25 protein-coding genes and 2 riboswitches are annotated in these 26,481 nt (G+C 59.6%); of the genes, 18 read left to right on the top strand and 7 right to left on the bottom strand.

Annotated features, from left to right (window positions below; all coding sequences use genetic code 11):
• Window positions 1-62: 62 nt before the first annotated feature.
• Window positions 63-245 (top strand): hypothetical protein, encoded by a 183-nt coding sequence (locus ACLIKD_RS07045; protein ID WP_428827737.1) that lies wholly within the window; start codon window positions 63-65, stop codon window positions 243-245.
• 224 nt (window positions 246-469) lie between these two features.
• Here the strand turns inward: ACLIKD_RS07045 and ACLIKD_RS07050 are convergent, their stop codons facing one another.
• The gene (locus ACLIKD_RS07050; protein WP_428827738.1) at window positions 470-880 is read right to left on the bottom strand and encodes a hypothetical protein; all 411 of its coding nucleotides are present in this window, start codon (window positions 878-880) and stop codon (window positions 470-472) included.
• Between the two features lie 426 nt (window positions 881-1,306).
• On the opposite strand from ACLIKD_RS07050, the gene ACLIKD_RS07055 reads away from it, so the two are divergent.
• The 3 genes from ACLIKD_RS07055 to ACLIKD_RS07065 all read left to right on the top strand — a co-directional run bounded on the left by ACLIKD_RS07055 (window position 1,307) and on the right by ACLIKD_RS07065 (window position 3,056).
• Entirely contained in the window at window positions 1,307-1,690 is a 384-nt protein-coding gene (locus ACLIKD_RS07055) for a response regulator transcription factor (protein ID WP_428827739.1), read from the top strand.
• A gap of 13 nt (window positions 1,691-1,703) precedes the next feature.
• Window positions 1,704-2,561, top strand: coding sequence for a fused MFS/spermidine synthase (locus tag ACLIKD_RS07060; protein WP_428827740.1), 858 nt, complete (start codon window positions 1,704-1,706; stop codon window positions 2,559-2,561).
• Window positions 2,562-2,678: 117 nt separating this feature from the next.
• On the top strand, window positions 2,679-3,056 hold the full coding sequence (locus ACLIKD_RS07065; protein WP_226473161.1) for a PilZ domain-containing protein: 378 nt from the start codon (window positions 2,679-2,681) through the stop codon (window positions 3,054-3,056).
• Window positions 3,057-3,090: 34 nt separating this feature from the next.
• On the opposite strand, the gene ACLIKD_RS07070 is transcribed toward ACLIKD_RS07065, so the two are convergent.
• Together ACLIKD_RS07070 and ACLIKD_RS07075 are read right to left on the bottom strand one after the other, a co-directional pair.
• Window positions 3,091-5,262, bottom strand: a complete 2,172-nt coding sequence (locus tag ACLIKD_RS07070) for a two-component system response regulator (protein WP_428827741.1) — start codon at window positions 5,260-5,262, stop codon at window positions 3,091-3,093.
• Window positions 5,259-7,475, bottom strand: a complete 2,217-nt coding sequence (locus tag ACLIKD_RS07075) for an HDOD domain-containing protein (RefSeq protein WP_428827742.1) — start codon at window positions 7,473-7,475, stop codon at window positions 5,259-5,261. The genes ACLIKD_RS07070 and ACLIKD_RS07075 overlap by 4 nt, the downstream gene beginning before the upstream one ends.
• Window positions 7,476-8,026: 551 nt before the next feature.
• Here ACLIKD_RS07075 and ACLIKD_RS07080 point away from each other — a divergent pair.
• Entirely contained in the window at window positions 8,027-9,028 is a 1,002-nt protein-coding gene (locus tag ACLIKD_RS07080; protein WP_428827743.1) for a DnaJ C-terminal domain-containing protein, read from the top strand.
• Window positions 9,029-9,100: 72 nt separating this feature from the next.
• Window positions 9,101-9,997: an arginase gene (locus ACLIKD_RS07085; RefSeq protein ID WP_428827744.1), complete on the top strand. Its 897-nt coding sequence runs from the start codon at window positions 9,101-9,103 to the stop codon at window positions 9,995-9,997.
• Here ACLIKD_RS07085 and ACLIKD_RS07090 read toward each other — a convergent pair.
• From ACLIKD_RS07090 to gcvT, 4 genes are read right to left on the bottom strand one after another with little or no spacing between them, the layout of a single operon-like run.
• Entirely contained in the window at window positions 9,988-10,530 is a 543-nt protein-coding gene (locus ACLIKD_RS07090) for a DUF2946 family protein (RefSeq protein ID WP_428827745.1), read from the bottom strand. The two genes, ACLIKD_RS07085 and ACLIKD_RS07090, sit on opposite strands and share 10 nt — an antisense overlap.
• Window positions 10,530-13,409 (bottom strand): aminomethyl-transferring glycine dehydrogenase, encoded by a 2,880-nt coding sequence (gene gcvP / locus ACLIKD_RS07095; protein ID WP_428827746.1) that lies wholly within the window; start codon window positions 13,407-13,409, stop codon window positions 10,530-10,532. The genes ACLIKD_RS07090 and gcvP overlap by 1 nt, the downstream gene beginning before the upstream one ends.
• A 13-nt stretch (window positions 13,410-13,422) precedes the next feature.
• Window positions 13,423-13,809, bottom strand: coding sequence for a glycine cleavage system protein GcvH (gene gcvH, locus ACLIKD_RS07100; protein WP_428827747.1), 387 nt, complete (start codon window positions 13,807-13,809; stop codon window positions 13,423-13,425).
• Window positions 13,810-13,831: 22 nt separating this feature from the next.
• Window positions 13,832-14,923 (bottom strand): glycine cleavage system aminomethyltransferase GcvT, encoded by a 1,092-nt coding sequence (gcvT, locus tag ACLIKD_RS07105; RefSeq protein ID WP_428827748.1) that lies wholly within the window; start codon window positions 14,921-14,923, stop codon window positions 13,832-13,834.
• Window positions 14,924-15,000: 77 nt separating this feature from the next.
• Window positions 15,001-15,090: riboswitch (glycine riboswitch) on the bottom strand.
• Window positions 15,091-15,093: 3 nt separating this feature from the next.
• Window positions 15,094-15,183, bottom strand: a riboswitch (glycine riboswitch).
• A gap of 121 nt (window positions 15,184-15,304) precedes the next feature.
• On the opposite strand from gcvT, the gene ACLIKD_RS07110 reads away from it, so the two are divergent.
• From ACLIKD_RS07110 to rbfA, 12 genes are all read left to right on the top strand, one after another.
• On the top strand, window positions 15,305-16,144 hold the full coding sequence (locus ACLIKD_RS07110; protein WP_428827749.1) for a 3',5'-nucleoside bisphosphate phosphatase: 840 nt from the start codon (window positions 15,305-15,307) through the stop codon (window positions 16,142-16,144).
• Between the two features lie 3 nt (window positions 16,145-16,147).
• On the top strand, window positions 16,148-16,774 hold the full coding sequence (locus tag ACLIKD_RS07115) for an L-threonylcarbamoyladenylate synthase (RefSeq protein WP_226419646.1): 627 nt from the start codon (window positions 16,148-16,150) through the stop codon (window positions 16,772-16,774).
• A 7-nt stretch (window positions 16,775-16,781) separates the two neighbouring features.
• A complete protein-coding gene (locus tag ACLIKD_RS07120; protein WP_428827750.1) occupies window positions 16,782-17,435 on the top strand; it encodes a site-2 protease family protein in 654 nt (217 codons plus the stop codon).
• 6 nt (window positions 17,436-17,441) lie between these two features.
• Window positions 17,442-18,644, top strand: coding sequence for a tryptophan--tRNA ligase (locus tag ACLIKD_RS07125; RefSeq protein WP_226419648.1), 1,203 nt, complete (start codon window positions 17,442-17,444; stop codon window positions 18,642-18,644).
• A complete protein-coding gene (locus ACLIKD_RS07130; protein WP_428827751.1) occupies window positions 18,644-18,934 on the top strand; it encodes a lipid-A-disaccharide synthase N-terminal domain-containing protein in 291 nt (96 codons plus the stop codon). The genes ACLIKD_RS07125 and ACLIKD_RS07130 overlap by 1 nt, the downstream gene beginning before the upstream one ends.
• Window positions 18,935-18,936: 2 nt before the next feature.
• A complete protein-coding gene (locus ACLIKD_RS07135) occupies window positions 18,937-19,776 on the top strand; it encodes a segregation and condensation protein A (protein ID WP_226473259.1) in 840 nt (279 codons plus the stop codon).
• A gap of 28 nt (window positions 19,777-19,804) precedes the next feature.
• Window positions 19,805-20,287 (top strand): SMC-Scp complex subunit ScpB, encoded by a 483-nt coding sequence (gene scpB / locus ACLIKD_RS07140; RefSeq protein WP_264180055.1) that lies wholly within the window; start codon window positions 19,805-19,807, stop codon window positions 20,285-20,287.
• Window positions 20,277-21,293 (top strand): 23S rRNA pseudouridine(2605) synthase RluB, encoded by a 1,017-nt coding sequence (rluB, locus tag ACLIKD_RS07145; RefSeq protein WP_428827752.1) that lies wholly within the window; start codon window positions 20,277-20,279, stop codon window positions 21,291-21,293. The genes scpB and rluB overlap by 11 nt, the downstream gene beginning before the upstream one ends.
• Window positions 21,294-21,420: 127 nt before the next feature.
• Window positions 21,421-21,861 (top strand): ribosome maturation factor RimP, encoded by a 441-nt coding sequence (gene rimP / locus ACLIKD_RS07150; RefSeq protein WP_226473260.1) that lies wholly within the window; start codon window positions 21,421-21,423, stop codon window positions 21,859-21,861.
• A gap of 21 nt (window positions 21,862-21,882) precedes the next feature.
• Entirely contained in the window at window positions 21,883-23,355 is a 1,473-nt protein-coding gene (gene nusA, locus ACLIKD_RS07155; RefSeq protein ID WP_226419652.1) for a transcription termination factor NusA, read from the top strand.
• A gap of 16 nt (window positions 23,356-23,371) precedes the next feature.
• Window positions 23,372-26,110 carry a translation initiation factor IF-2 gene (gene infB, locus ACLIKD_RS07160; protein ID WP_428827753.1) on the top strand — a complete coding sequence of 913 codons (2,739 nt, stop codon included), beginning with the start codon at window positions 23,372-23,374 and terminating at the stop codon, window positions 26,108-26,110.
• A complete protein-coding gene (rbfA, locus tag ACLIKD_RS07165) occupies window positions 26,110-26,481 on the top strand; it encodes a 30S ribosome-binding factor RbfA (protein WP_428827754.1) in 372 nt (123 codons plus the stop codon). The genes infB and rbfA overlap by 1 nt, the downstream gene beginning before the upstream one ends.

The raw sequence follows: 26,481 nt of genomic DNA on the forward strand, positions 1-26,481 counted from the left end.
GCCAAGGCAGACCGGGGCCAAGTTGAAGCATAAATGCAGCAAGTCAAAGCGTTGAGGATTATATGAATGAGCAAACTGAACAGTTGAGAGACAAGGCGATCAAGCTCTGTGCCGATCGCGGTATTGCGGTACACCCTTATGGTCACGTCTGGTGGCTGATTGGCAATGGCATCAACCGTGTCGTTGCCGAACTGGCTGGCTTGTGCGGTTCGGATCTCGAGCCGCTGCCGTTGATGGAACGATAGACAGGATTATTTCAGGGAAGCCTTTGGCAAGGCGTCATTGCCTTGAAGAGGATTCACAGGCTTTCCGAAAGCCTCACAGAGAAGAAGACGGCGCCCAGCGTTGGCAACAAGAGCCGCAAGAAAACACAATGATTCGCCGGCAACGGCGTGAATACGCTTCTCTCTTTTGCCCGGCCTTGCCGGGCTTTTTTTATCTGCTCGAAAAATGATGCCGGAGATCTTTGTCAGAGGCGATTTGCGGTTTGCCGGCCACCACCAATTTCCAGCGTTGAAATGAACGCTGGAATGTTGGAAAACCATCGTGATGCGTTACTTGCGACAGGCAGCTTGCCAAAGATTTGCTCGGGGTCTCCGCCGCAAAATACCGTTTTGATCGATTGCCGCATACCTTCGGCCATCACGACTTCGCAGATGCGTTTCTCGTCCTCGGACAGCGTTTTGCCGGCAATGGCCAGAACGACGATCCGGTCCGGTTCCTTGGCGGTTTCCGTGCGCAGCAATTTGAGAGCGCGCTCTGGCGACTTGCCGCGTACGCGAAAAATGATCAAAGACTGCCCCTGCGCTTGAGCCGGGGTGTCCTCTCCGGCTTCGCCCATTTCATGGCGGCGCAAGCTAATGCGAGAAATAAACTCCATCAAAAACCTTCTTGACTGGTTGCGTTGCGAATCGACTACTCGGGCAGGTCGATCAAGGCCATGCAGGGTGCGGTTCGATGTTCACTACTGATTGTGTGTGTTATATGTTAATAAAATGATAATTGCTATATAACTATGTACGCCTATAATTCTAACTCCATACGAACACCATGCGCACTTCTGTGCGTGATTTCTGATCCGACAGCGGCAAGTCGCCTCGGCTTTCCTGGCGGGGCAAAGAGGTGGTGGCTGAGCAGCAATGAAACCAGCAGTAGTGCCCGCAACAGCCACTGGGTAGGGGCGGGTATCAAATAAACAGACAAATCATGATCCAAAAGCCAGCCGATGTTATTCAGTAGAAAAGTCGCCACAGATTCGCCTGTTCAGCCGCCATTCCGTACCCTGATCATCAGTTCGGATACGGCAATGCGCCAGAGCATTCATGGCTGCCTGCAGACCTTCAAGGATTTTTCCCCGCTGGCGGATTGCTATAACGGCATGACTGGCTTGAAAGCCATTGCCAATCTGCAGCCGGATCTGGTTTTCGTTGTCGCGCCCTTGCCCGATCGCGTACTGGGCCACCTGATCAAGGACGCCAAAAGGAAGCACCCGGCAATACGCATAGTCGTTGTCGCCAACTGGACGGAGTTTGCCGGGTTTGCCCGGGCCAATCACAAGGGGGCTGACGGTTTTGTTTCGGAGCGCCTGTTGTCCCGAGAGTTGCCCTTGATCCTGGCTCAATATCCCCAACTGGCCGCGACCTGGGGTACCCGGTTCTCGCCGTGGAAAACCGGCTATGGCATGGCCTGATGGTGGAAATGACTTGAACACCGTTTCCCCCAAGGTTTTATCGATTCCGAGTCCGTTTGCCGTAAATGGCGTCATCAAGGTTCTCGAAGCGCCGGATGCGGATCCGTCTATCTTGCTGAATCGCCTGCTCGATGGGCGCTACGAAAAACCCTATGTCGTTGACGATGGTCATTCGCGCGCCCTCTATTTTTCGTTTTCCTTTGTCCAGAGCGCCATGCGGCTAAGTCAGCCGAATTCCCTTGAGCTTGCCTACACGCGAAAGATGATGAGTTTTGTGCTGTTTGCGCCGCAGCCGAAGAGCATACTGATGCTGGGTCTCGGCGGCGGTTCGCTGGCCAAGTTCTGCCATCACCATTTTCCGGACACGCAAATTACGGTGGTCGAAATTAACCCCGATGTCGTGGCTTTCCGGGACGAGTTCAAAATTCCTCCCGATAGCGATCGGTTTCGGGTGGTCTTGAGCGATGCCGCGCTATATGTGGCTTCCTGCGCTGCCAGTTTCGACGTGATCGTCACCGATGCGTTCGACAAGGACGGTTTTGCCAGTACAGTATGCAACCGCGAGTTCTATTTCAACCTCCGCCGATTGCTCGCCGCTGACGGCTTGCTTGTCGCCAATCTGGCCGGGCGGCGAGAAGAGCGAAAGGTGCATCTGAAAATGCTCGGTGACTTTTTCAACGAACGAACGCTTGCGGTCCCGGTTGGTCGCGATGACAACCATATCGCGATTGCCTTTAATAATCGCGATTTTGCCCCTTGCTGGCAGACTATCCGCAGGCGAGCCAAGGCGCTGAGCAGGACGTTTGATCTTGATCTTGAGAAATTTGCCGAGAAATTCGCGCGCAGCGAAAAAAACGCCCATCGTCAATGATGTGGAGCGCTAGCTGGTCGGGCGGTTCGTCTCCCGCAGGCCAAGCTTTGCCTCACTGAAAAAGTCTCGTAACATAAGCCGCTTACGCTTCCGGAATTTTTCTTTTGCAGGTGTCAGATGCCCAGTTCAGAACGCCGTCGCTTTCCCCGTTTTCCGTTTCATTCCCAAGGGGCCCTGAGTGTCGCCGGGGAAGTGCATCAGGGGATGATCCTGGATGTTTCGCTGAAAGGAGCGTTGTTCAGGGCCGACAGTTTGTTTGGCGTGGAAGACGGCCAGATGTGCTGCCTGGATATTTTTCAGGCGGGTCAATCGGGTTTCTGCAGTGCGACAGCCCTCATGGCCTACCGCAGGGAAAACCTGGTCGGGCTTGAATTCGTCGATCTGACCGATGGCGCCCAGCAATTGCTCAGGCAGGTGATCGAGATGAATCTTGCGGTCGACACGCTGCTGGAGCGTGATTTGCCGGCCATGCTGGGGACTCCCGGCACGAATTAAGCGGCGCGTGGTTGGCCTGGGCCGGCGCCCGCCCTCAAAACATCGGGCTGGCAGTGAGAAATTCTTCCAGGCGGCCGACCGGCAGCGGATGGCTGAAGTGGTAGCCCTGCATCTGGTCGCAGCCGAGATCGGCCAGCACCTTGAGCTGGGCGGGGGTCTCGACCCCTTCGGCGAGGACGCCGAGATCGAAACTTTGGGCGAGGCCCATGATGGCGTGCACAATCGCCCCGGAGCCATGTGCCGAGCTGAGATCGCGCACGAAGGACTGGTCGACCTTGATGCTGTTCACCGAAAAGCGGCGCAAGTAGTTCAGCGACGAATAGCGGGTACCGAAATCGTCGATCGAGATCCGGATACCGGCCCGGCGCAACTGGCGCACTTTGGCGATCACCGTTTCGGCATCCTTCATCAGCAGGCTCTCGGTGATTTCGATTTCCAGCGATTCCGGCGGCAGACCATGTTCGCCCATCGGGCCGGTAATGCGCTCGAACAAGTCGCTGCGCTCGAACTCGCGGGGCGACAGATTGATGCCCAGTTTCAGGTCGGTAAAACCCTGGCGCTGCAACTTCGCCAACTGCGCGCAACCGGTCTGCAGCACCCAGTCGCTGATCGCGACGATCATCCCGGTTTCCTCGGCCAGCGGAATGAACGAATCCGGGCTGATTAGCCCCTGGGTCGGATGGTTCCAGCGGATCAGTGCTTCGAGCCCGACCACCCGGCGCCGGGACAAACTGATCTGCGGCTGGTAATGCAGCTCGAACTGATCGCCCTGCTTGATCGCCAGGCGCAGATCGTTTTCCAGCGACAGCCGTTCGACATGCGTCGTGTTCATCGCCGGATTGAATTCGAGGTAGCCGTTCTTGCCCTGTGCCTTGGTCTGGTACATCGCGATATCGGCGTTGCGAATCAGCTCCTCCGGCGTCACCCCGTCTTCCGGGAACATTGCAATGCCGATGCTGACCGTGGCGGTGAAATCCTGATCGGCAACGGTGAACGGCTGCTTCAATTCGTTGAGTATTTTTCTGGCAATCAGGACTAGGTCGTCGCGATTCTCGATATCGGGCAGCAGCACGGTGAATTCATCGCCGCCCTGGCGGGCCAGGGTGTCGCCGGAGCGCAGGCAGTTGCGGGTGCGCAGCGCGAAATCCTTGAGCAGCTTGTCGCCTTCCGGATGGCCGTAGGTGTCGTTGATCAGCTTGAAGCGATCGAGGTCGAGAAACATCACCCCGACCCGCTGATTGCGCCGCATCGCCTGGGTCAGTGCCAGTTCCAGCCGGTCGGTGAATAGCGTGCGGTTGGGCAAGCCGGTGAGCAGGTCGTGGAAGGCCTGGAAGGTGATCATTTCCTCGGTGCGCTTGCGTTCGGTGATGTCACGCGCCACGCCGGAGGTGCCCATGAAAAACTGTGGTGAGGCCGATTTTTCCGGGGTGTAGATCCCTTGCGAACTGAGTATCGCAACGACCAGACGGTGGTCGAAATGCAGGGCGCCATTCTGCTTGTTCTTGAGCCGGACTTCGAAATTGGTCGTGGCGCGTTCGCCGATGCGCCGTTCATTGAAGGCGTAGCGGGCTTGCTCGACGTCATCCTCATGGACGATGACCGAGTAGTGCTGGCCGAGCAGTTCCTCGCGGCGATAGCCGAGCAACGTTTCGACCCGCTTGTTGAGGAAAATGAAATGGCCGCTCTCATCGAGGGTGTAGATCAGGTCGGGCGATTGTTCGACCAGGAAACGATGCAGATGCTCGGACTGTTCCAGCTGGCCGGCCATCACCGCGTATTCCTGTTCCATGCGGCGCCGGCGCAAGGCGCGGTCGACGCTCTCGATCAGGTCCTTGGGGTCGCTGTGTTTGCGGATGAACTCGAAGGCCCCCTGGCGCAAGGCATGGATGGCCGAGTCGATGGAGTGATCGGCACTGAAGACGATGACGGATGTGGAAACGTGATTACGTCCCATCCATTCCATGATTTCGATGCCGCCGATATCGGGCAACTTGAGGTCGAGGACAACCACGTCGATGTCGGCGCCAGCCAGCCGCTGGATGGCTTCCTTGCCGGTGCCGCATTCCTCGATCGTCCGGCCGGCGCCGGCCAGCAACTCACGATAGGCGTTACGGAAGCGGAGCTCGTCATCAACGATCAGGATGCGCTGGTTGCCGGAAATTTCCGGTATACGCATCAGGGAATCGATACCAGTGGCTACGTTCATTTTGTCTCAGTTCCTGACAGCGGTCTCAAGGCAGTATCGCTGGTGCCTGGGCGAGGTTTAAGTGGAGTTGCCTCAACGACGAATTTCGGTAGTAGCAAGGCGATGCTGGTGCCCTTGCCGGCCTGGCTGCGGCAGGTAATCGGAATACCCTGGCGGCTGGCCAGTTCGCCAACAATGGACAGGCCGATGCCACGTTTGCCGGTGCTTGGGATATCCGGGGCATGGTGGATCGAGCGCATCGCCGTTTCCGACATGCCGGGACCGTTGTCATCCATGCGCACCTGAATATAGGTGTTGCCGTTGTGGACGACGTGATCGGTCAGTGAAATCCTGATCTGTTGTCCGCTGGTCAGTGCCTCGGAGGCATTTTTCCAGAGGTTGAGCAGGATCTGTTTGAGGCTGTCGCGCTCGCAAAGCACCCGCAGAGGCTCGGCGGGCTGACTGGTTTCTACCCGGATACCCTTCTCGTCAAACAAGGGTTCGCGGTAGAGCAGGAGCAATTCGTTGACCACTTCGCCGATATCGTGACCATCGGCGATCGGGCGCTCGGCGGGGATCTCGCTCATGCGTCCGACAATGCTGGCGACCCGGTCGATCTCTTCGGTCAGGATTTCCAGTTCCTGCCTGACCCCGGTTTCTTCCGGCAACTTTCGATCAAGAATCATCAGGTAGCTCTTGATGATACCAAGTGGGTTGCCTGCTTCATGAACGATACGGCGCGCCTGGCGGGTGAAGCGGCTGGATGCTTCCTGTTCCGCCTGCTGGCGATAACTGCGTGCTTCGTTGAGGGTTTCCAGGCTGATTGCGGCAATCCGCCCGAAATTGAGCAGCCAGGGGAGGCGCCGGGCAAGTCGGGCATGCTGTGGCTGGCTGAGTCCGCAAACCATGACGCCGGTCACCCGGTTGCGAGCGATCATCGGGATGCACAGTAGTCCCGGTGTGGCAAAGGCCCGGGCAAACTGGATGTCGATCAGCGACACTAGTGGCGTTTCGGTGGCATCGAAGGAACTGCAGATTTGGCGTTGCAGCGCGGCGTTGCTGAGCAGCGAGTGGTTCTCGTGAAGCGGGATGTCGACCTGACGGAAAACGGCTGGCTGCCTGCCAATCGAGGCGCCCGACAGGGTACCGTCCGGTGAGGTACACAACAGGAAGGCCACCCGGTTGAGGTCGAACAGGATGCGGGCCGATTCGCGCAGCGAGAGAAGAACCTCGGCATCGCTCTCGAGCGTAAAAAGATCCTGTTGCAGCGGCTGCAGTAAGGCCATGCCGCCGATCATTGCCGAAAGCTCTTCCTCGGCATCGTCTTCCCGGGTTTTGTGCGGCGTGGCGAACTTGAGTTTTTCCCAGACCCGAATGTTGCTGACCTTCTCGAGGCCATGCAGGTCGAGTGCTTCGGCAATCAACCGGGTACGGGCTTCCGCCTGGTCGCGTAGCTGAGTGAGGTTCTGGCTACCGGCCATGGCGAACAATTTTTGCTGCAGCAGATCCAGCTCGGGAGAAATTTCCTCGCTTGCTGCCAGAGCATGGGCCAGCCATACCAGTTGTGGCAGGGCGGTGGCAGTGACTATCTGTTCCGGGGAGGCATGATGAAAGAGAATTCCGTCGGCAAACATCGAATCCAGATGCCACTGTTCGGTCAGCCAGGTGCCGATTTCCCCGTGATGTACGCCAAACTGGGCCGTTTCGATCGGCGGTAGCGCGTTCTCGTCGGAACAGCTTGCCAGTAGCTGAGCGTAAGGTTCGCCGAGCGCCGAAAGCAGGATCAGTTCGCCGATATCGTGCAGGAGCCCGCCCAGATAAGCCTCTTCCGGATGTGGGTAGCCGGTCGCCGAAGCCAGGCCGCGGGAAATCTCGGCGACCAGCAGGGAGTGCGACCAGAATCGCGATAGATCGATAGCCGGGGTGCCCGCACGTCGGTCAAAAAGGCTCTGGATCGACAAGCAGGTGGCAATCGAACGGACCAGTCGGGTGCCGAGGGCAACGAGACAACCCTCAAGGCTACGCAGCTCGGAGCCGCGCGTTAATGCGGGAGAATTGGCGACGCTCAGTATGCGCGTGGCCAAGCCGGGATCCTGTTCGACCAAGGTTGCCAGCTCACCCATCGTGGTCCGTTCGTCATCGACCATCTGCAACAGGCGTAGCAGCAACTGGGGCGGCGACGGTACCTTGCCAGATTCGATGGCGTGGATGATGGGTTCGGGAAGCTTGTACATGACTAACCCAAATAGGCACCGGGAGAGTGAATAGGGAACGGGCTCAAATTGTCGAGTTGACGAGTTCTGGTGGTTATGCTGTTTTTTACTTAAATCAGATTCAATTAAAACATAACTCTCTGTCTCTTATTGTGTATTTATCGAGAAAGCTGATGAAAAACGCTTCCTTGTAACGGCGCGGGATATCTGCCTGGTATCTGATAACTTCGGCGAGAAATGCGGTGTTTGGCATTGGCAAAAAAATCGCCAGGGAAACGAATAATTCGCTGGCAACTGGGCCTTCCTGTATATGCTTGTGCGCTCGGCACAGCCGAGGTTTTCACGGAACATTCCGGTTTGGGAGCGTCGCGGCTGGGCTTGTCCTTCTCGCTTGTGGCGCAGGCGACCTGTGCCGATCGCGGGGCAGGCGGTCAAAGTGACCTATAATCGACGCCTTCGCGGCGGGCCCAAGGCGCCTGATCGAGCTCTTGATCACCGGTGTGCCCGGTGACCCGCCCGCTATATCGAAAAGTCCGGTTTTGTCGCGGATTTGCAATTATGTCGGCGTAATGATGAATTCCTATGCAATTCTTGGCGTTTCGCAAGATGCCTCCCTGGCGGATATAAAGCGCGCCTACCGCAGGCTCGCGATGCGGTGGCATCCGGACAGGAATACCGATCCCGATGCCACCGAACGCTTCAAGCAGATCCGTGCCGCTTACGATTTGTTGCTGACGGCAGACCTTTCCGATGATGCCGAAATCCCTCCGGACAGCGATGTCGCGCCGGAAGCCGAGGAAAGCGTCGCGCGGGCCGCCGATATCCGTCTCAATCTGACGGTCAGTCTGGAGGAGGCTGCCGCCGGTTGTCGGAAGACCGTCGCTTATACCCGTGGCAAAGCCTGTCCGACCTGTGCTGGATCGGGTGAATCAGGCATGACGCGAACACGCTTCTGCAAGGTTTGCCACGGTAGCGGCCGGGTCCATGGCGCCAAGCGCGAACTGGTGCCGTGCGTCGACTGTGGCGGACGCGGTTTTTTCAGCGAACGCATTTGTCCCGACTGTGCGGGAAGCGGCCGGGAAACTGCCAGCGTCAGTCTCGAAATCACCGTCCCGCGAGGCATGCTGCCCGGCGACGAACTGCGTCTGGTCGGGCAGGGCGAGGCAGCCTCGGAGGGGCTGCTGGCTGGCGACCTGTACCTGACCATCGTGATTGCTACGCATCCGCTGTTTGAACTGCGTGGACGGGATCTGCACTACAGCATGCCGGTCAGTGCCCTGTTGATGCTGGCCGGCGGGGAAGTCGAACTGCCCTCGCTGGCCGGGGTGGTGAATCGGCTACTCGACGCCGGCCTGCCGGATGTCCGCGAGCTTCGGGTTTCCGGCAAGGGCTACCCGGGGCGGGGCAAAATTCACGCCGGCAACCTGGTGGTCAAACTGACGCCGGTGTTCCCGAGCCGGTTCAATGCGCGGCAGCGCAAGCTGTTGCTGCAGGCCAATGCGGCTCTGATGGACAATCTGTCGGAGAGTTATCCGGAAATTGCGGCCTGGCAGGCAGCGAACGTTCCGGAATAAGCGCTCGCAGCTGATTGAGCGTGGCATGCAATTAATGGCTGGCGCGCTGGTCTGATTTACCAGGAGGTGAACATGGCGAGCAAAATCCGCATCATCGGCGCGGCCAGTGGTCTCGGCGCCCAGGACCAGGGCTGCGAGGACGGCCCGGTAGCCTTTCATCGATCGCAGGCTTGGCATGAACTGGAGCATCATCCGCGGGTCGATTGGGGGAAGACGCTGTTTGCCTCCGATGCCCCGGGATTGTCGGAGTTCGGCCGGATTGCCGCCTTATGCCGTTATCTGGCCGACGAGGTGGCGGTCGCCTTGCGGGCCGACGAGTTTCCTCTCGTCATCGGCGGAGACCATTCCGTGGCAATCGGGACCTGGAGCGGCGTGGCACGGTTTGTCGGAGCGCCGCCCGGTTTGCTCTGGATCGATGCCCACCTCGACAGCCATACGCCGGAAACGAGCTATTCGGGCGCCGTTCATGGCATGCCGCTGGCGTGTCTGCTCGGCCGGGGTGACAAGCGCTTGCTCAACATCGGCCTGGTCGGTGAGCAAGTCAGCGCGGCGCATACAGTGGTGCTCGGGCCGCGCAGCTATGAGCCGGAAGAAATGGATTTTCTGCGCCAGATGGGTGTCCGGATTATCGACAGCGACGAGGTACAGGCCCGTGGTTTTGCCGCTTGCCTCGACGAAGCGATCGGCATTGTCGCCAAGGCGCCGGCCGGCTTCGGCGTGACGCTCGATCTCGACGCCATTGACCCGGTACTCGCCCCGGGGGTTGGCAGCCCCGAGCCGGAAGGTTTGTGGGATGGCGATGTGCTGGTGGCGATGCGCCGCTTGTCAGTGATGCCGGGCCTGCGTTCGGTGGAGATCGTCGAGTACAACCCGGATCGCGACTGGCAAGGCACGACAGCGCGGCTGATCGCCGACCTGATCGGCCAAATCTTGCCCGGCGTGACCGGGCGAGACCAGCCTCAGGGTTGAGGCTGGGGGTTGAAGTTATAGCGTTTGGGCAGGTCCGCCGTAACGATCGGCTGGAGCGGCAGTTTGTGCCAGTAAATATCGCCGGAACGGCCGCCCAGCAGCGCGAAGAAGGCTGCTTCGTCGGCCGGTTGCTCAGCGGCGGTGCGGCATTGGTCGAGAAAATCCGCCAGGTCGCGGTCGTCGAGAAGGCCGATACCCAGTGTGGTTTGCAGCAGGATGCTGCCTTCTTCATCAAGATAGACAGCCTCGATGCTACCGGCGGGCTGGCCGGTGTGGCTGACGAAAGTATCGTCAAGGCTATGAAATACCCAAGGCGTGCAGGCCAGACTGACAAAAACTCGCTGCGGGCCGTTTTGCAGAAACCAGCAGCCTGATTCGTCACAACCGTACTGCCGGTTGATGAAGGCAATCAGGCCGCTGTGCGTCACGCGCTCTCCCTGCAAACGCCAGTCGCCGCGCCGGTCGAGCGACAGCCAGTCGTAACAGGCGGGGACGTTGGGCCACTTGGCGATGGCCGAGAGATCGACGGCCATCAGTCGGCGTACGCTGACATCGGCGGGCAGGCGCAGTTCAGGTTGCGGTCGCCAAACACATCGTCGATGCGATTGACGCTCGGCCAGAACTTGTTGGCCGCCACCCAGGGCAGCGGGAAGACGGCCTGTTCGCGGCTGTATGGATGCGGCCAGGCGGCATCGACGACATCGGCCTGGCTATGCGGCGCATGCTTCAGCGGATTGTTGTCGGCTGACCAGACGCCGTTTTCGATTTGCCGGATTTCCTCGCGAATGCTGACCATGGCGGCGATGAAGCGGTCCAGTTCGGTTTTCGATTCCGACTCGGTCGGTTCGACCATCATCGTACCGGCCACCGGGAAGCTGACGGTCGGGGCGTGGAAGCCGTAGTCCATCAGGCGCTTGGCGATATCGGTTTCGCTGATGCCGGTGACGGCCTTGAGCGGGCGGATGTCAAGGATGCATTCATGGGCGACGCGGCCGTTCTTGCCGAAATAGAGCACCGGATAGTGGTCGTTGAGCTGTCGGGCGACATAGTTGGCGTTCAGGATGGCGACTTGCGTTGCCTTCTTGACGCCGCTGCCGCCAAGCATGGCCAGGTACATCCAGGAGATGGTCAGGATCGAGGCCGAGCCGAACGGCGCGGCGGAAACCGCACCCTGGCCGGCGTGCGGACCGTCAATCGCGGTCACTGCGTGGTTGGCCATGAACGGCGCCAGATGCGCCTTCAGGCCGATCGGGCCCATGCCCGGGCCGCCGCCGCCGTGCGGGATGGCGAAGGTCTTGTGCAGGTTCATGTGGCTGACGTCAGCGCCGATGAAGCCGGGCGAGGTCAGGCCAACCTGGGCATTGAGGTTGGCGCCGTCCATATATACCTGGCCGCCATTGGCATGGACGATGGCACAGATGTCGCGGATGGCTTCCTCGAAGACGCCGTGCGTGGACGGGTAGGTGATCATCAGGCAGGCCAGGTCGGCAGCATGTTGCTCGGCCTTGGCCTTCAGGTCGGCAACATCGACGTTGCCGTGCTCGTCGCAGTCGACAACGACGACCTGCATGCCGGCCATCTGGGCGGTGGCCGGATTGGTGCCGTGTGCCGATTTCGGGATCAGGCAGACCTTGCGCTGTGCTTCGCCGCGGCTGGCGTGGTAGCGGGCAATCGAGACCAGGCCGGCGTATTCGCCCTGGGCGCCGGAGTTCGGCTGCATGCAGATGGCGTCGAAGCCGGTCACTGTCTTCAGCCACTCGGTCAGGCCGGCGATCATTTCCTGATAGCCTGCCGTCTGCTCGCGCGGCGCGAACGGGTGCATGCCGCCGAATTCTGGCCAGGTGACCGGAATCATCTCGCTGGTCGCATTCAGCTTCATGGTGCAGGAACCGAGCGAAATCATCGAGTGATCGAGCGCCAGGTCCTTGTTCTGCAGCGACTTCAGGTAGCGCAGCATCTCGTGTTCGGTGTGATGCGTGTTGAACACCGGGTGCGGCAGGATGGCATCGCTGCGCAACAGCGTACTCGGCAACGCCGGGTCGGCGGCAACCTGACCGTCGATGGCTTCGACGTCGAGCGTAACCTGGGTGATCAGCTTGAACAGCGTGGTGAGATCGTGGCGGGTGGTCGTTTCGTCCAGCGCAATGCCGAGCACGCCGGCCGAAACGCGGCGCAGGTTGTAGCCGGCGCCCGAGGCGTCGCGGTAAACGCTTTCGGCGCGGGCGCCGAGGTCGAAGTGCACGGTGTCGAAGAACTGTTTGGTCAGCACGTTTATACCGGCGCGTTTCAGGCCGGCGGCGAGAATCGCGGTCAGCCGGTGGATGCGGCTGGCGATGGTCTTCAGGCCTTGCGGGCCGTGATAGACGGCGTACATGCCGGCCATGTTGGCCAACAGTACCTGCGAGGTACAGATGTTCGAGTTGGCCTTCTCGCGGCGAATGTGCTGTTCGCGGGTTTGCAGCGCCATGCGCAGCGCGGTGTTGCCGCGGGCATCTTTCGAGACGCCGATGATGCGGCCCGGCATCGACCGGACAAAGGCTTCGCGAGTGGCGAAGAAGGCGGCGTGCGGGCCGCCAAAACCCATCGGGATGCCGAAGCGCTGGCTGGAGCCGAGCGCGATGTCGGCACCCATCGCGCCAGGCGACTTGAGCAGGACCAGTGCCATCAGGTCGGTAGCGACGGCAACGGTCGCCCCCCCGGCCTTGAGGCCGGCAATGCTGGCCGTCAGGTCGCGGACTTCGCCGTTGTCGTTCGGGTATTGGAGCAGGGCGCCGAAGAATTGTTCGTCCTTTACCGTGTCGAGCGCGGCAATCACTAGTTCGAAACCGAAATAGCCGGCGCGTGTTTTGACGACATCGATGGTCTGCGGGAAGCAGGCAGCATCGACCAGGAAACGGTTGGATTTCGATTTGGAAACCCGGCGCGCCATGGTCATCGCCTCGGCGGCGGCGGTCGCTTCGTCGAGCAAGGAGGCGTTGGCGATTTCCAGCCCGGTCAGGTCAATGACCATTTGCTGGTAGTTGAGCAGCGCTTCCAGCCGGCCCTGGGCGATTTCCGCCTGGTAGGGGGTGTAGGCGGTGTACCAGCCGGGGTTTTCCAGCACGTTGCGCAGGATGACCGTGGGCGTCAGCGTGTCGTAATAGCCCATGCCAATACAGGACTTGTTGATGACGTTCTTGCCGGCGATGGCTTTCAGCGTCGCCAGTGCTTCGTGCTCGCGTTGCGGGGTGGGCAGCGGCAGGTCGGCCGGCAGGCGGATGGCGGCGGGCACCGTCTGATCGATCAGTTGATCAAGGCTGTCGGCGCCGATGGCGGCGAGCATGGCAGCCACTTCAGTCGGGCACGGGCCAATGTGACGGGCAATGAACTCGTCACGCTGCTCCAGGGCGGAGAGCGGTTGATTGAGCGGCATGGGCAATCCTTGTTCAGGCGGCGTCGGCCAGGCCCTGGTAGGCGGCAGCGTCGAGCATCTTGTCGAGGTCGGCGGCATTGTCCGGCGTTATCTTGAACAGCCAGGCAGCGTAGGCATCCTGATTGACCGCTTCCGGGGCATCGACAGCAGCCTGGTTCACTTCGCTGACCGTGCCGGCAAGCGGCGCGTACACATCAGCCGCCGCCTTGACCGATTCGACGACGGCGATTTCCTTCTCGGCCGCGAAATGCGCACCGACTTCCGGCAACTCGACGAAAACAAGGTCACCGAGGGCTTCCTGGGCGTGATCGGTGATGCCGACCGTGACGGTGCCGTCGGCGTTGAGCAGCATCCATTCGTGGGAGGCGGTGTACTTGAGGTTGGCGGGAACTTTGGACATGGTTTTCTCCTGAATGGGGGGATTAGATGACTGCTTTGCCGTTGCGGGCGAATACGGGTTTGCTGACCTTGGCTTTCAACAGCTTGCCGCGGATATCGACTTCGACTTCGTCGCCGATCTGCACGCCGAGCGGCAGCCGGGCGAGGGCGATGGACTGCTGTAAGGTTGGTGAGAAACTACCTGAAGTAATTTCTCCATTACCTTGTTTTATAATTACTTGTTGATGGCTACGCAGCACGCCTTTATCAAGCAGGATGAGGCCGAGGAATTGTTTTTGCTGGCCGTTGGCGAGCAGTGCGGCCTTGCCGACAAAGTCGCGCTCGGTGTCTAGCGACACCGTCCAGGCCAGTCCGGCATCAAGCGGCGAGACCGTTTCATCCATGTCTTGGCCGTAGAGGTTCATGCCGGCTTCCAGGCGCAGCGTGTCGCGCGCACCCAGGCCGCAAGGCGCGACGCCAGTCTGGTGCAGGGCGTTCCAGATGGTTTCGGCTTCGCCGGCCGGTAACATGATCTCGTAGCCGTCTTCACCGGTATAGCCGGTACTGGCGATGAAATACTGGCCGACTTCGGCGGCGAAGAAGGCTTTCAAGCCTTCGGTCGCCGCCTTGCATTGCGGCAACACTTGCCAGACCTTGGCGCGGGCGTTGGGGCCCTGCACGGCGATGATGCCGAGGGCGTTATCGCCATCGCGGCGCTGGGTGATACTGACATCCAGTTTCCATTCGGCTGCCTTGGCCTGCATCCAGGCCAGATCCTTCTCGGCCGTGCCGGCGTTGACGACGATGCGGAAACGCGTGTCGGTCAGGAAGTAAATGATCAGGTCGTCGATAACGCCACCGGCCTCATTGAGCATCGCGGCGTAAAGCGCCTTGCCGGAAACCTTGAGCTTGGCGACGTCGTTGGCAACGAGACGGGAGAGGAAGGGGCGAACGTCGGCGCCGACGACATCGACCGGACACATGTGCGATACGTCGAACATGCCGCAATCCTTGCGTACCGCGTGGTGCTCTTCGATCTGCGAACCGTAATTGACCGGCATGTCCCAGCCGCCGAAATCAACCATCCGGGCGCCAAGCGCGCGATGGGCGGCATTCAAAATTGTTTTCTTCAGCATATCAATCCTTTACGGGCGTTTATTAATGCCGGTTCTAGAAACGGAAAAAGGGTGAAACGAAAGAACGATTTCTTGCGTTTCACCCCTCTGTCCTCGATACCTGAGAGATTTGCCCCATCGGTGGATGGCGACCGGAACGGTCGACATCGCTCTCCAGAGTTTCGGGTTGCCCCGGTTCCGTGGTCCTTTTGCCTGAGCGTTTTCGGGTGAAATTGCGCCTTCGGCGGCAGAGAAAACCTGCGCTCTCCCATGGAACGGTGAGGACTATAAACGGGATGGCTGGCACGAGGCAACCTGCTGCGCTGCACAAGGGAATCCGGAGGCTGCCCGCCTTCGTGATAAACTCGCCAACCACCCTGCATTTGCAACTGTTTGGAATCCGTGACCCCCGCCAATTTCGATTTTCATTGCCATTCTGTCGTTTCCGACGGCCTGCTGCCGCCGCAAGATGTTGCCCGGCGGGCGGCGGCCAACGGCGTAGACCTGTGGGCGCTGACCGATCATGACGATCTCGGCGGCCTGGCGGTTGCCCGGCAAGCTGCCGAAGAGGCCGGCATGGCGTTCGAGAACGGCGTCGAGATTTCCATCGAATGGCAGGGCGTGCCGATCCATATTGTTGGCCTCGGTTTCGATGCGGCGCATCCGGTGTTGTCCGATAGTCTCAATGAACTTCGTATCGGCCGCATCGAGCGGGCCAAACGAATGGGGGAGGCGATGGCGGCGATCGGGATCCCCGGCGTCTACGAAGGTGCCTTGTGCTTTGCCACCAACCCGAGCCTGATTTCCCGCGCCCATTTCGCCCGCTACATGGTGTCAATCGGTATTGCCCGCGACGTTCCGGGCGTCTTTCAGCATTACCTGACTCCGGGCAAGCCGGGCTATGTCGATCATCGCTGGGCCACGCTGGCCGATGCCATTGGCTGGATCACCACGGCCGGCGGTGTCGCCGTGGTCGCCCACCCGGGGCGTTACAAGATGTCCGGTGGCGACATGCGGCGCTTCCTCGACGACTTCAAGGATTTGGGTGGGCAGGGGCTGGAAGTTACCTGCGGCAGTCATTCACCCGATAACGTCATGCATTTCGCCCGACTGGCCAGGCATTATGCCTTCCACGCCTCGCGCGGCTCGGATTTTCACGGGCCGGAAGAGAGCTATGTCGACCTCGGCAAATTGCCGCAATTGCCGGAAGATCTCAAACCTGTCTGGCGTCTGATTCGTTAAATTATGGCCCGTGTAGTCAATATTCATCCCGATACACCGCAGCAGCGTCTGCTCGCACAGGCTGCCGGATTCATCCGCGACGGCGGCCTGGTCGCCTTGCCGACCGATTCCTGTTACGCCCTGGGCTGCCATCTCGGCGACAAGGAAGCGCTGGATCGCATTCGCCTGATTCGTCAGATGGACGAGCGCCACCATTTGACGCTGATGGTGCGCGACCTCTCCGAGATCGCCCATTTTGCCCGCGTCGACAACGCTCAGTACCGCTTGCTCAAGGCGGCGACCCCAGGCAGCTACACCTTCATTCTCGAAGGCACCAAGGAGTTGCCGCGCCGCGTACTGCACCCGAAGCGCAAGACCATCGGTGTGCGCGTGCCGAATCATCCGGTCGCCCTGGCACTGCTTGAGGAACTCAATGAGCCGCTGCTAACTACGACTTTGCAATTGCCGGGCGACGATGCGCCGCTGACCGAAGGTTGGGAAATTCAGGATCGCCTTGAGGATCAGATCGAACTAATTCTTGATGCCGGCCATTGCGGCATCGAGCCGACTACCGTCATCGACCTGACTGGCGCCACGCCCGAGCTGATCCGCGCCGGTCGCGGACCGCTGGCACCGTTCGGGCTGGACTGAAACAAGCATGCTCGAAAGCTTGATCCAGACGATCGCCGTTGCCGCATTACCAGTGATCTTCGCGATTACCCTGCATGAGGCGGCGCACGGTTATGCGGCGCGTCATTTCGGCGATCCGACCGCCTGGCAGCAAGGGCGGATCAGTCTCAACCCGATTCGTCACATCGACCTGGTCGGAACCATCATCATTCCGGCGGCCATTCTGCTGTTTTCCGGCGGCAGCTTTCTCTTCGGTTATGCCAAGCCGGTGCCGGTCGATTTCAGCCGTTTGCGCAATCCCAAACGCGACATGCTTTGGGTTGCCGCAGCTGGGCCCGGGGCCAATCTGTTCATGGCCTTCTGCTGGGCCTTGGTGCTCAAGCTGGCCTGGTTAATGCCGGGCAACGATTTCACGGTCCCGCTATCGGAAATGGGCAAGATCGGCATCATGGTCAATTGCGTACTGATGGTGCTCAATCTGCTGCCGTTGCCGCCGCTTGATGGCGGACGGATTGCTGTCAGCCTGCTGCCGCACCGGCTGGCCTGGAAGTTTGCCAGTATCGAGCGCTGGGGCTTTCCGATATTGCTGCTCCTGTTGTTTACCGGCGTCCTTGGCGCCGTCATGAACCCGCTGGTGTTATTTTCGGCGCGGGCCATTGAATCCATTTTTGGGCTTTATTGATCAACTATGTACGCAGAACGTGTTCTTTCCGGCATGCGCCCGACCGGCGCCTTGCACCTTGGTCACTATCACGGTGTTCTCAAAAACTGGGTTAGGCTCCAGCACGAATACCCCTGCCTGTTCTTCGTTGCCGACTGGCATGCGCTGACCACGCAGTACGACAACCCGCAGGGTATTGAAAAAGCGACCTGGGACATGGTCATCGACTGGCTCGCCGCTGGCGTCGATCCCAATCAGTCCACCTTGTTCATTCAGTCGAAAGTGCCGGAACACGCCGAACTGCATCTGTTGATGTCGATGATGACGCCGCTCGGCTGGCTGGAGCGCGTGCCGACCTATAAGGATCAGCAGGAAAAGATGGCCGGCAAGGATTTGACGACCTACGGTTTCCTCGGCTATCCGCTGTTGATGAGTGCCGACATCCTGATCTACCGTGCCGACAAGGTGCCGGTCGGCGAGGACCAGATTCCGCACGTCGAATTCACCCGCGAACTGGCGCGCCGCTTCAACCACATGTATGGCCGCGAGCCGGGTTTCGAGGACAAGGCGCGTGAGGCCGTCAAGAAGCTGGGCAGCAAGAAGGCGCGACTCTATGAAGAGCTGCGCACGCGTTACCAGCAGAATGGCGACAAGGAAGCTGTCGAGCAGGCCAAGGCCATGCTCAACGAAATCCAGCATCTTTCGGCGCTCGACCGCGAGCGTCTGTTCGGTTTTCTCGAAGGCACCGGCAAGATGATCCTGGTCGAGCCGGGCTACCTGCTGACCGAGGCTTCCAAGATGCCGGGCCTGGATGGGCAGAAGATGTCCAAGTCCTATCACAACACAATCACCATGCGCGAATCCGAGGAGTCGGTCAGCAAAAAGGTGAGAAGCATGCCGACCGATCCGGCCCGGGTGCGTCGCAACGATCCAGGCGAGCCCACCAAGTGCCCGGTCTGGCAGTTGCATCAGGTCTATTCCAACGATGCTTGCAAGGAATGGGTGCAGCAAGGCTGCCGCACTGCTGGCATCGGCTGTCTCGAATGCAAGCAGCCGGTGATCGACGGCATCCTGCGCGAACAGGCGCCGATGCGCGAACGGGCGCAGGTCTATCTCGACGATCCGACGCTGGTCAAGAACATCATTGCCGACGGCTGCGAGAAGGCTCGCGAACTGGCTCGCGAAACGATGCGCGACGTCCGGGAATCGATGGGGCTGGAATACCATTGATGGATAACTTTGATATCGAGGCGTTGGTCTGGATCGGCATTGGCTTCGCCGGCCAGGCGCTGTTCATGATGCGCTTCGTCATCCAGTGGTGGAGCAGCGAGAAGGCCAAGCGGGTGGTGATTCCCGTAGCCTTCTGGTATTTCAGTCTGGCCGGTAGCCTGGTGCTGGTCGTCTATGCCATTCATCGCAAAGACCCGGTGTTTATTTTTGGTCAGGCGCTGCCGCTGGTGATCTATCTGCGCAACCTTCATCTGCATTACAAGAGCAAGGGCCGCAGCGCGGCTTCGTGACTATGAATGCGGTCATCGAGTCGCCCCAGGCGGCGCTCTTCTCGCCGGTTGCCCGGATCTATGGCCAGCCGCTTGAGCATCTGCCGCAGGATCTCTATATCCCGCCCGATGCGCTGGCGATCATGCTCGATGCCTTCGAGGGGCCGCTCGACCTGCTGCTCTATCTGATCCGCAAGGCCAACGTCGATATCCTCGATATCCCGATGGCGCCGCTGACGCGGCAGTACCTGACGTATATCGACAGCATGCAGGCGACCAATCTCGAATTGGCGGCCGATTATCTGGTGATGGCGGCCATGCTGATCGAGATCAAGTCGCGCATGCTGTTGCCGCGCCACAAACTGGGCGAGGGTGACGAGGCCGAAGATCCGCGGGCGGAACTGGTGCGCCGGCTGATGGAATACGAGCAGATGAAAATCGCCGGCCAGAAGCTGAACGAGTTGCCGCAGGCCGAACGGGAGTTTTTCTGGGTCGAAACGCTGGTCGAGAAGTCGCTCTATGTGCGCCATCCGGATGTTTCGGTGGCCGATCTGAAAGAGGCCTGGGATGCCATTTTTCGCCAGGCCAGACTGACCAAGAGTCACAAAATCAGCCGCGAAGAGTTGTCGGTACGCGAACATATGGGCATCATCCTGCGTCTGTTGCAGGAGCGTGGCGGTTTCGTCCAGTTCGAAACGATGTTCGATCCCGAAATGGGCGCCCCCGGCCTGGTTGTTCATTTCCTCGCGATGCTGGAGCTGGCCCGCGAAAAGCTGGTCGAATTTACCCAAACCGAGGCTTTTCAGCCCATTTACGTGAGAGTGCATCAAGGTGGAACCGAGCCTGGTCAAGAAGGTGCTTGAAGCGGCGCTGCTCGCCGCCCGCGAGCCGATGACGCCGCTCGAGTTGCGCAAGATGTTCGACGAGGAGTTGTCGACGGACGTCCTGCGGAAATTGCTGAGTGAGCTGCGCGAGGAGTGGGCCGAGAGACCGGTCGAGCTGATCCAGTTGGCCTCCGGCTGGCGTTTCCGGACGCGCGCCGAATATCTGCCTTACCTTGAGCGCCTGAATCCGGAAAAACCGCCACGGTATTCGCGTGCCATGCTTGAAACGCTGGCCATCATCGCCTACCGTCAGCCGGTGACGCGCGGCGATATCGAGGAAATTCGCGGCGTTGCCGTTAACGCCAACGTTATCAAGACGTTGGAAGAGCGGGGCTGGATCGACGTCGTCGGCCACCGTGACACGCCGGGTCGCCCGGCATTATTTGCCACGACGAAACAATTTCTCGATGATCTGGGACTGCGTGCCGTCAGCGAACTGCCGCCGCTTGAACAAATCAGCCAGACACTGGAGCTGAACCATGAAAACTAAACGTACCCCCTTCCGCCAGTCGCCAAAAAATAGCGACGGCGCCTTCGATAATCGTGTTGTGGTGGCTGCCGTCGATGAAGATGAAGCACCGCGCCAGCGCGGGGCGCGTCGTGAGGCGCCGGCAGCGCAGGCGATAGAGGCGCCGGCCAAGCCGAAGCGGCAACGTGTGGGGCCGGCGTCGGGGCGGGCCAATCGCGGTACCGTCGGGCGCAATGGCAAGCCACTGCTCGAATCCAAGCCGGAACGCCTGCAGAAAGTACTGGCGCAGGCCGGTATCGGCTCGCGCCGCGAAATGGAAGAATGGATTGCCGCCGGCCGGATCAGTGTCAATGGTGTGACCGCTCAGCTCGGTCAGAGCGTGGTGCCGACCGACAAGGTCAAAATCGGTGGCCGGCTGGTGAATTTGCGTTTTACGACGACCAAGACGCCGCGTGTGGTCATGTACCACAAGCCGGAAGGTGAAATCGTCTCGCGCGACGATCCAGAAGGGCGTCCTTCGGTGTTCAATGCTTTGCCGCGAATCCGCGGCGGACGATGGATCGCGGTCGGTCGCCTGGATTTCAATACCTCGGGCCTGTTGCTGTTCACCACCTCGGGCGAGCTGGCCAACAAGCTGACGCACCCTAGTTCGGAACTGGTGCGTGACTACGCAGTCCGCGTGCTCGGCGAGCTGACGCTGGAATCGCAAAAATTACTGCTGGAAGGAATACAGCTCGAAGACGGCCCGGCCAATTTCGCCAGTCTGGAGGATGCTGGCGGTGAGGGGGCCAATCACTGGTACCGCGTGACGCTGTTCGAAGGTCGCAATCGTGAAGTACGCCGGATGTTCGAAGCTGTAGGGTGTACGGTCAGTCGCCTGATTCGTGTTCGTTACGGCCCGTTCGGTTTGCCGCCGCAGTTGAAGCGGGGTCGCGTGCACGAGTTGAATGAGGTCGAAGTCAAGGCATTCATCCGCGAGTTGGACAAAATGATCAAGTCGGAGGAAATGCCCCCGGAAGGTGCATAAAGTCTGGCTGATTCATTTACTGGAGGGAATAAACTCGTTATAATTCACGGGTTTGTTCCTCCCGTCATTCCTGACGGGGCATCTTTTTTATATAGATGGGCGTTTCGCCCATTTTTTATTTGTGGCTATGGATTTAAACACGCTGCTTGAAACGACCGTTGTCGGTCTGGGTTATGAACTCGTTGATGTCGAGATGTCGCCGCGCGGCCGCACCATTCGCGTCTTCATAGATGTGCCGGGCAAGGAAAGCGGCATTGATGTCGAGGACTGCGCCAAGGTATCAAACCAGTTGTCGCGTGTTTTTGAGGTCGAGAATATTGATTTCGACCGCCTCGAAATATCCTCGCCGGGTCTGGATCGTGTCGTCAAAAAAGCCGAAGATTTCGAGCGATTTGCCGGTCAGGATATTCAGATTAAGGTACGAATTCCACATGGCGGTCGCCGCAATTTCCAGGGCGAACTGCTGGGCTGCAAAGACGGCAAGGTTGGTCTGCGCCTGGAAAAAGATGAAGTGGAACTGGAATTCACCAATATCGAGAAGGCACGTCTGGTGCCTCGTTTCGACTGAAGGACTAGGAGGTTTTAGCCCATGAGCCGTGAAATTTTGCTGCTGGTCGATGCTCTGGCCCGCGAAAAGAACGTCAGCAAGGACATCGTTTTCGGTGCGCTTGAACTGGCGCTCGCGTCCGCGACCAAAAAACGCATCCATGACGAAGCCGATGTGCGCATCTCAATTGATCGCAATACCGGTGGTTTCGAGTCCTTCCGTCGCTGGCAGGTCGTGCCAGATAACGAATACGTCAATGAATACCTCGAGGTGCCGCTGTCCGAGGCACAAAAAGATGATCCGGAGATCGAAGCCGGTGACTCGCTGGAAGAGCCGCTGGAGCCGATCGATTTCGGCCGCATTGGTGCTCAGGCGGCCAAGCAGGTGATTCTGCAGAAGATCCGCGACGCCGAGCGCGAGCAGATCCTGGCCGACTTCCTGGAGCGCAAGGAACATGTCGTTTCCGGCACCATCAAGCGGATGGAGCGCGGTAACGCGATTATCGAAGCCGGCAAGATCGAAGCCCTGCTGCCCCGTGATCAGATGATCCCGAAGGAGAATCTCCGGGTCGGCGACCGCATTCGGGCCTACCTGCTGCGCATCGACCGCAATGCCCGCGGCCCGCAGATCATTCTGTCGCGTACCGCGCCGGAATTCGTCATCAAGCTGTTCGACATGGAAGTGCCGGAAATCTCCGACGGCCTGATGGAACTCAAGGCCTGTGCCCGCGACCCCGGTCTGCGTGCCAAGATTGCCGTCAAGTCCAACGACCCGCGGGTCGATCCGATCGGCACCTGCGTCGGTCTGCGCGGCTCACGTGTTACCGCCGTGCGCAACGAAATCGGCGGCGAGAACATCGATATCGTGCTGTGGTCTGCTGATCCGGCCCAGTTCGTTATTGGCGCATTGTCGCCGGCGGAAGTCTCCTCGATCGTTGTCGATGAGGAGAAGCATTCGATGGACGTCGTGGTCGACGAAGACAACCTGGCCATCGCCATCGGGCGCAGCGGACAAAATGTGCGCCTCGCTTCCGAGCTGACCGGCTGGACCATCAACCTGATGACCCAGGATGAGTCGGCCAAGCGTTCCGAAGCAGAATCCGCCGCGACGCGGGTCATCTTCATGGACAAGCTTGATATCGATGAAGAGCTGGCCGATCTGATGATCGAGGAAGGTTTCTCGACGCTGGAAGAGGTGGCCTATGTGCCGTTGGCCGAAATGCTCGAAATCGAGGGTTTGGATGAAGACATCGTTAACGAGTTGCGTAACCGCGCCCGTAATGTCTTATTGACTGAAGCGATTGCCACCGAAGAACAGCTGGAAAGTGTCGCCGAAGACCTGATCGGTCTCGACGGTATGAGCAAGGAACTGGCCGCCAAATTGGCCGGAAATGGCGTCAAGACCCGCGATGACCTCGCTGAGCTGGCGGTGGATGAACTCACGGAATTGACCGGCATCGACGAAGAGCGTGCCAAGGAACTTATTCTGAAGGCACGGGCTCACTGGTTCGAGTGAGCGGGAGGTAGCAAATATGTCTGCAACAACAGTTTCACAATTTGCCGTTGAACTTAAAATGCCGGTTACGGCCCTGCTCGAGCAATTGGGCAAGGCTGGCGTCGGCAAAGAAGGTAGCAACGATATGCTGAACGATCAGGACAAGGCCAAGCTGCTCGATTATCTGCGCCGGGCGCATGGTGACGAGTCGAAGACCAAGATTACCCTGACCCGCAAGCAGACGTCAGAAATCAAGGCCACTGACGCGCATGGTCGAGCCCGCACCGTTCAGGTCGAGGTGCGCAAGAAGCGCGTCCTGGTCAAGCGCGAGTTGGGCGAGCATCTGCCGGAGGCGGCAATGAAAGATGATGAGTTTCCGGCGGAAGCCAGCGAAATTGAAGAATTTGCCGAACCGACTCCGATTCCGGAGCCGGTCGTCGAGTTGCCACCCGAGCCGGAACCCGTTCCTGAGCCCGAGCCGGAGCCTGTTCCCGAGCCCCAACCGGAACCCGAACCTGTCGTTGAGGCGCCCGTTGCTGCGCCGGTTGCGCCGCCCCCCGTTGCGCCAACGCGTGCTTCCATCATTGGCGAAAGCGAACTGCGGGCTCGTGAGGAGCAGGATCGTCGCCACTCCCAGTTGCGTGAAATTCAGGAACGCGAGTTACGGCAAAAGCAGGCTCGCGAAGCCGATATGGTGCGCATGCGCCAGCAGGCCGAGCTTGCTTCGCTCGCTGCCAAGGCAGCCGAACAGGCAAAGCAGGAAGCCGCTGCGCTAGCCGCTGCGCAGCCCCCAGCTGCTGAAAAAGGAACGTTGCACAAAAAGCCGGATGCGCCGGGCAAGGATGCCAAGAAGGGTGGCAACGGCCGCGCCGACGAGGGCAAGAAAAAGCCGGGTATCAAGACGCGTTCTTCCGATACCGGTAGTTCCTGGAAGAGCGGGCGCGGTGGCCACAAAAAGCACGGCCACGCGACTGATGATGGTCAGGGCAGCTTCCAGGCGCCGACCGAACAGGTTGTTCGTGAAGTTCATGTGCCGGAAACCATTTCGGTCTCCGATCTGGCCCACAAGATGGCTGTCAAGGCGATCGAAATCATCAAGGTGATGATGAAAATGGGTTCGATGGTGACGATCAATCAGGTGCTGGACCAGGAAACGGCCATGATCGTGGTCGAGGAAATGGGCCACAAGGCATTTGCTGCCAAGCTGGACGATCCGGACGCCTTCCTCGAAGAGTCTCTGGTCGGCGAGCACAAGGATGTGCCGAAGGAGCCGCGCGCTCCGGTGGTTACCGTCATGGGTCACGTCGACCACGGCAAGACCTCGCTGCTCGACTACATTCGCCGTGCCAAGGTGGCAGCCGGTGAAGCAGGCGGTATTACCCAGCATATCGGTGCCTACCACGTTGAAACCGACCGTGGCATGGTTACCTTCCTCGACACCCCGGGTCACGAGGCGTTTACCGCCATGCGTGCCCGTGGCGCCAAGGCGACCGACATCGTCATCCTGGTCGTGGCGGCCGACGACGGCGTCATGCCGCAGACCAAGGAAGCGATTCACCACGCCAAGGCGGCCGGTGTGCCGCTGGTTGTCGCGGTCAACAAGATCGATAAGCCCGATGCCAACCTGGATCGCGTCAAGCAGGAACTGGTTGCCGAGGGCGTCATCCCGGAAGAGTATGGTGGCGATTCGCCTTTCGTGCCGGTTTCGGCGAAAAAGGGCACTGGCATCGACGAGTTGCTGGAGCAGGTGTTGCTGCAGGCCGAAGTTCTTGAGCTGACTGCGCAGAAGGATGCGCCGGCCAAGGGGCTGATCATCGAAGCGCGTCTCGACAAGGGACGTGGTGCCGTGGCGACCATGCTGGTTCTGTCCGGTACCTTGCGGCGCGGCGACGTCGTGCTGGCCGGTCAGGTCTCCGGTCGGGTGCGTGCCATGCTCGATGAGAATGGCAAGCCGATTAGCGAAGCGGGTCCGTCCATTCCGGTCGAGATTCTCGGTCTGTCGGATGTGCCGGCGGCTGGTGAAGAAGCCATTGTGCTGGCTGATGAAAAGAAGGCTCGCGAAATCGCGCTCTTCCGTCAAGGCAAGTACCGCGACGTCAAGCTGGCCAAGCAACAGGCCGCCAAGCTCGAAAACATGTTCCAACAGATGGAAGAGGGTGAGGTCAAGACCCTGCCGCTTATCGTCAAGGCCGACGTGCAAGGTTCGCAGGAGGCTCTGGTGCAAACTCTGGCCAAGCTGTCGAACGAAGAGGTTCGTGTCCAGATCATTCACGGTGCGGTCGGCGGTATCAGCGAGTCCGACGTCAATCTGGCGCAGGCTTCCGGTGCGGTCATCATCGGCTTCAACACGCGGGCCGATGCCAATTCCCGGAAGCTGGCCGAGACCTTCGGTGTCGATATCCGTTACTACAACGTGATCTATGACGCGGTTGACGAGGTCAAGGCGGCGCTTTCCGGCATGCTCTCGCCAGAGAAGCGCGAGCAGATCACCGGCATGGTCGAGATCCGCCAGGTCTTCCATGTTTCCAAGGTCGGCGCCATTGCCGGTTGTTACGTGCAGGAAGGTCTCATCAAGCGCAATTCCCGCGTCCGCCTGTTGCGCAACAACGTTGTGCAGTGGGATGGCGAGCTGGATTCGCTCAAGCGCTTCAAGGATGACGTCAAGGAAGTTCGCAGCAACTTCGAATGTGGTCTGTCGCTCAAGAACAATAACGACATTCTCGTCGGCGACCATCTCGAAGCTTACGAAATCCAGGAAGTGGCGCGCTCGCTGTAATGAAAAAGAAGGGATTTCAGCGTAGTGATCGGGTCGCGGAGCAGGTTCGCCGCGACCTTGCCGACCTGATTCGTACCGAGTTGAAGGATCCGCGTGTCGGCATGATCAGCCTGACGGCTGTTGAGCTGACACCGGATTATGCCCACGCCAAGGTCTTCTTCGCGACGCTCAATGACGAGCATCTGGAAGAGGTCGAGCGTGGCCTGAAGCGCGCCGCCGGCTTTCTGCGGCGCGAATTGGGGCGGCGAATTCATATTCATACCTTGCCGGAGTTGCACTTCGTGTACGACAACTCGATCGTACACGGTGCCAGCATGTCGCTGCTCATCGAGCAGGCCAACGCACTCAGCGACCTGACGCAGGAAGACTGA

The organism is Azonexus sp. IMCC34842 (assembly GCF_050368855.1).
Taxonomy (GTDB): Bacteria; Pseudomonadota; Gammaproteobacteria; order Burkholderiales; family Rhodocyclaceae; genus Azonexus; species Azonexus denitrificans_A.

Excerpts from the sequence above, each read along its gene's own strand:
- ACLIKD_RS07115 (WP_226419646.1), top strand. The coding sequence starts at position 16,148 with ATGGCCCGTGTAGTCAATATTCATCCCGATACACCGCAGCAGCGTCTG.
- ACLIKD_RS07135 (WP_226473259.1), top strand. The coding sequence starts at position 18,937 with ATGAATGCGGTCATCGAGTCGCCCCAGGCGGCGCTCTTCTCGCCGGTT.
- ACLIKD_RS07125 (WP_226419648.1), top strand. The coding sequence starts at position 17,442 with ATGTACGCAGAACGTGTTCTTTCCGGCATGCGCCCGACCGGCGCCTTG.
- ACLIKD_RS07055 (WP_428827739.1), top strand. The coding sequence starts at position 1,307 with ATGCGCCAGAGCATTCATGGCTGCCTGCAGACCTTCAAGGATTTTTCC.
- rbfA (WP_428827754.1), top strand. The coding sequence starts at position 26,110 with ATGAAAAAGAAGGGATTTCAGCGTAGTGATCGGGTCGCGGAGCAGGTT.
- gcvT (WP_428827748.1), bottom strand. The coding sequence starts at position 14,923 with ATGCTGAAGAAAACAATTTTGAATGCCGCCCATCGCGCGCTTGGCGCC.
- ACLIKD_RS07120 (WP_428827750.1), top strand. The coding sequence starts at position 16,782 with ATGCTCGAAAGCTTGATCCAGACGATCGCCGTTGCCGCATTACCAGTG.
- ACLIKD_RS07090 (WP_428827745.1), bottom strand. The coding sequence starts at position 10,530 with ATGGCCGTCGATCTCTCGGCCATCGCCAAGTGGCCCAACGTCCCCGCC.
- ACLIKD_RS07045 (WP_428827737.1), top strand. The coding sequence starts at position 63 with ATGAATGAGCAAACTGAACAGTTGAGAGACAAGGCGATCAAGCTCTGT.
- ACLIKD_RS07065 (WP_226473161.1), top strand. The coding sequence starts at position 2,679 with ATGCCCAGTTCAGAACGCCGTCGCTTTCCCCGTTTTCCGTTTCATTCC.
- ACLIKD_RS07130 (WP_428827751.1), top strand. The coding sequence starts at position 18,644 with ATGGATAACTTTGATATCGAGGCGTTGGTCTGGATCGGCATTGGCTTC.
- ACLIKD_RS07085 (WP_428827744.1), top strand. The coding sequence starts at position 9,101 with ATGGCGAGCAAAATCCGCATCATCGGCGCGGCCAGTGGTCTCGGCGCC.
- ACLIKD_RS07050 (WP_428827738.1), bottom strand. The coding sequence starts at position 880 with ATGGAGTTTATTTCTCGCATTAGCTTGCGCCGCCATGAAATGGGCGAA.
- ACLIKD_RS07075 (WP_428827742.1), bottom strand. The coding sequence starts at position 7,475 with ATGTACAAGCTTCCCGAACCCATCATCCACGCCATCGAATCTGGCAAG.
- ACLIKD_RS07080 (WP_428827743.1), top strand. The coding sequence starts at position 8,027 with ATGAATTCCTATGCAATTCTTGGCGTTTCGCAAGATGCCTCCCTGGCG.
- rluB (WP_428827752.1), top strand. The coding sequence starts at position 20,277 with ATGAAAACTAAACGTACCCCCTTCCGCCAGTCGCCAAAAAATAGCGAC.
- gcvP (WP_428827746.1), bottom strand. The coding sequence starts at position 13,409 with ATGCCGCTCAATCAACCGCTCTCCGCCCTGGAGCAGCGTGACGAGTTC.
- ACLIKD_RS07070 (WP_428827741.1), bottom strand. The coding sequence starts at position 5,262 with ATGAACGTAGCCACTGGTATCGATTCCCTGATGCGTATACCGGAAATT.
- scpB (WP_264180055.1), top strand. The coding sequence starts at position 19,805 with ATGACGCCGCTCGAGTTGCGCAAGATGTTCGACGAGGAGTTGTCGACG.
- infB (WP_428827753.1), top strand. The coding sequence starts at position 23,372 with ATGTCTGCAACAACAGTTTCACAATTTGCCGTTGAACTTAAAATGCCG.
- gcvH (WP_428827747.1), bottom strand. The coding sequence starts at position 13,809 with ATGTCCAAAGTTCCCGCCAACCTCAAGTACACCGCCTCCCACGAATGG.
- nusA (WP_226419652.1), top strand. The coding sequence starts at position 21,883 with ATGAGCCGTGAAATTTTGCTGCTGGTCGATGCTCTGGCCCGCGAAAAG.
- rimP (WP_226473260.1), top strand. The coding sequence starts at position 21,421 with ATGGATTTAAACACGCTGCTTGAAACGACCGTTGTCGGTCTGGGTTAT.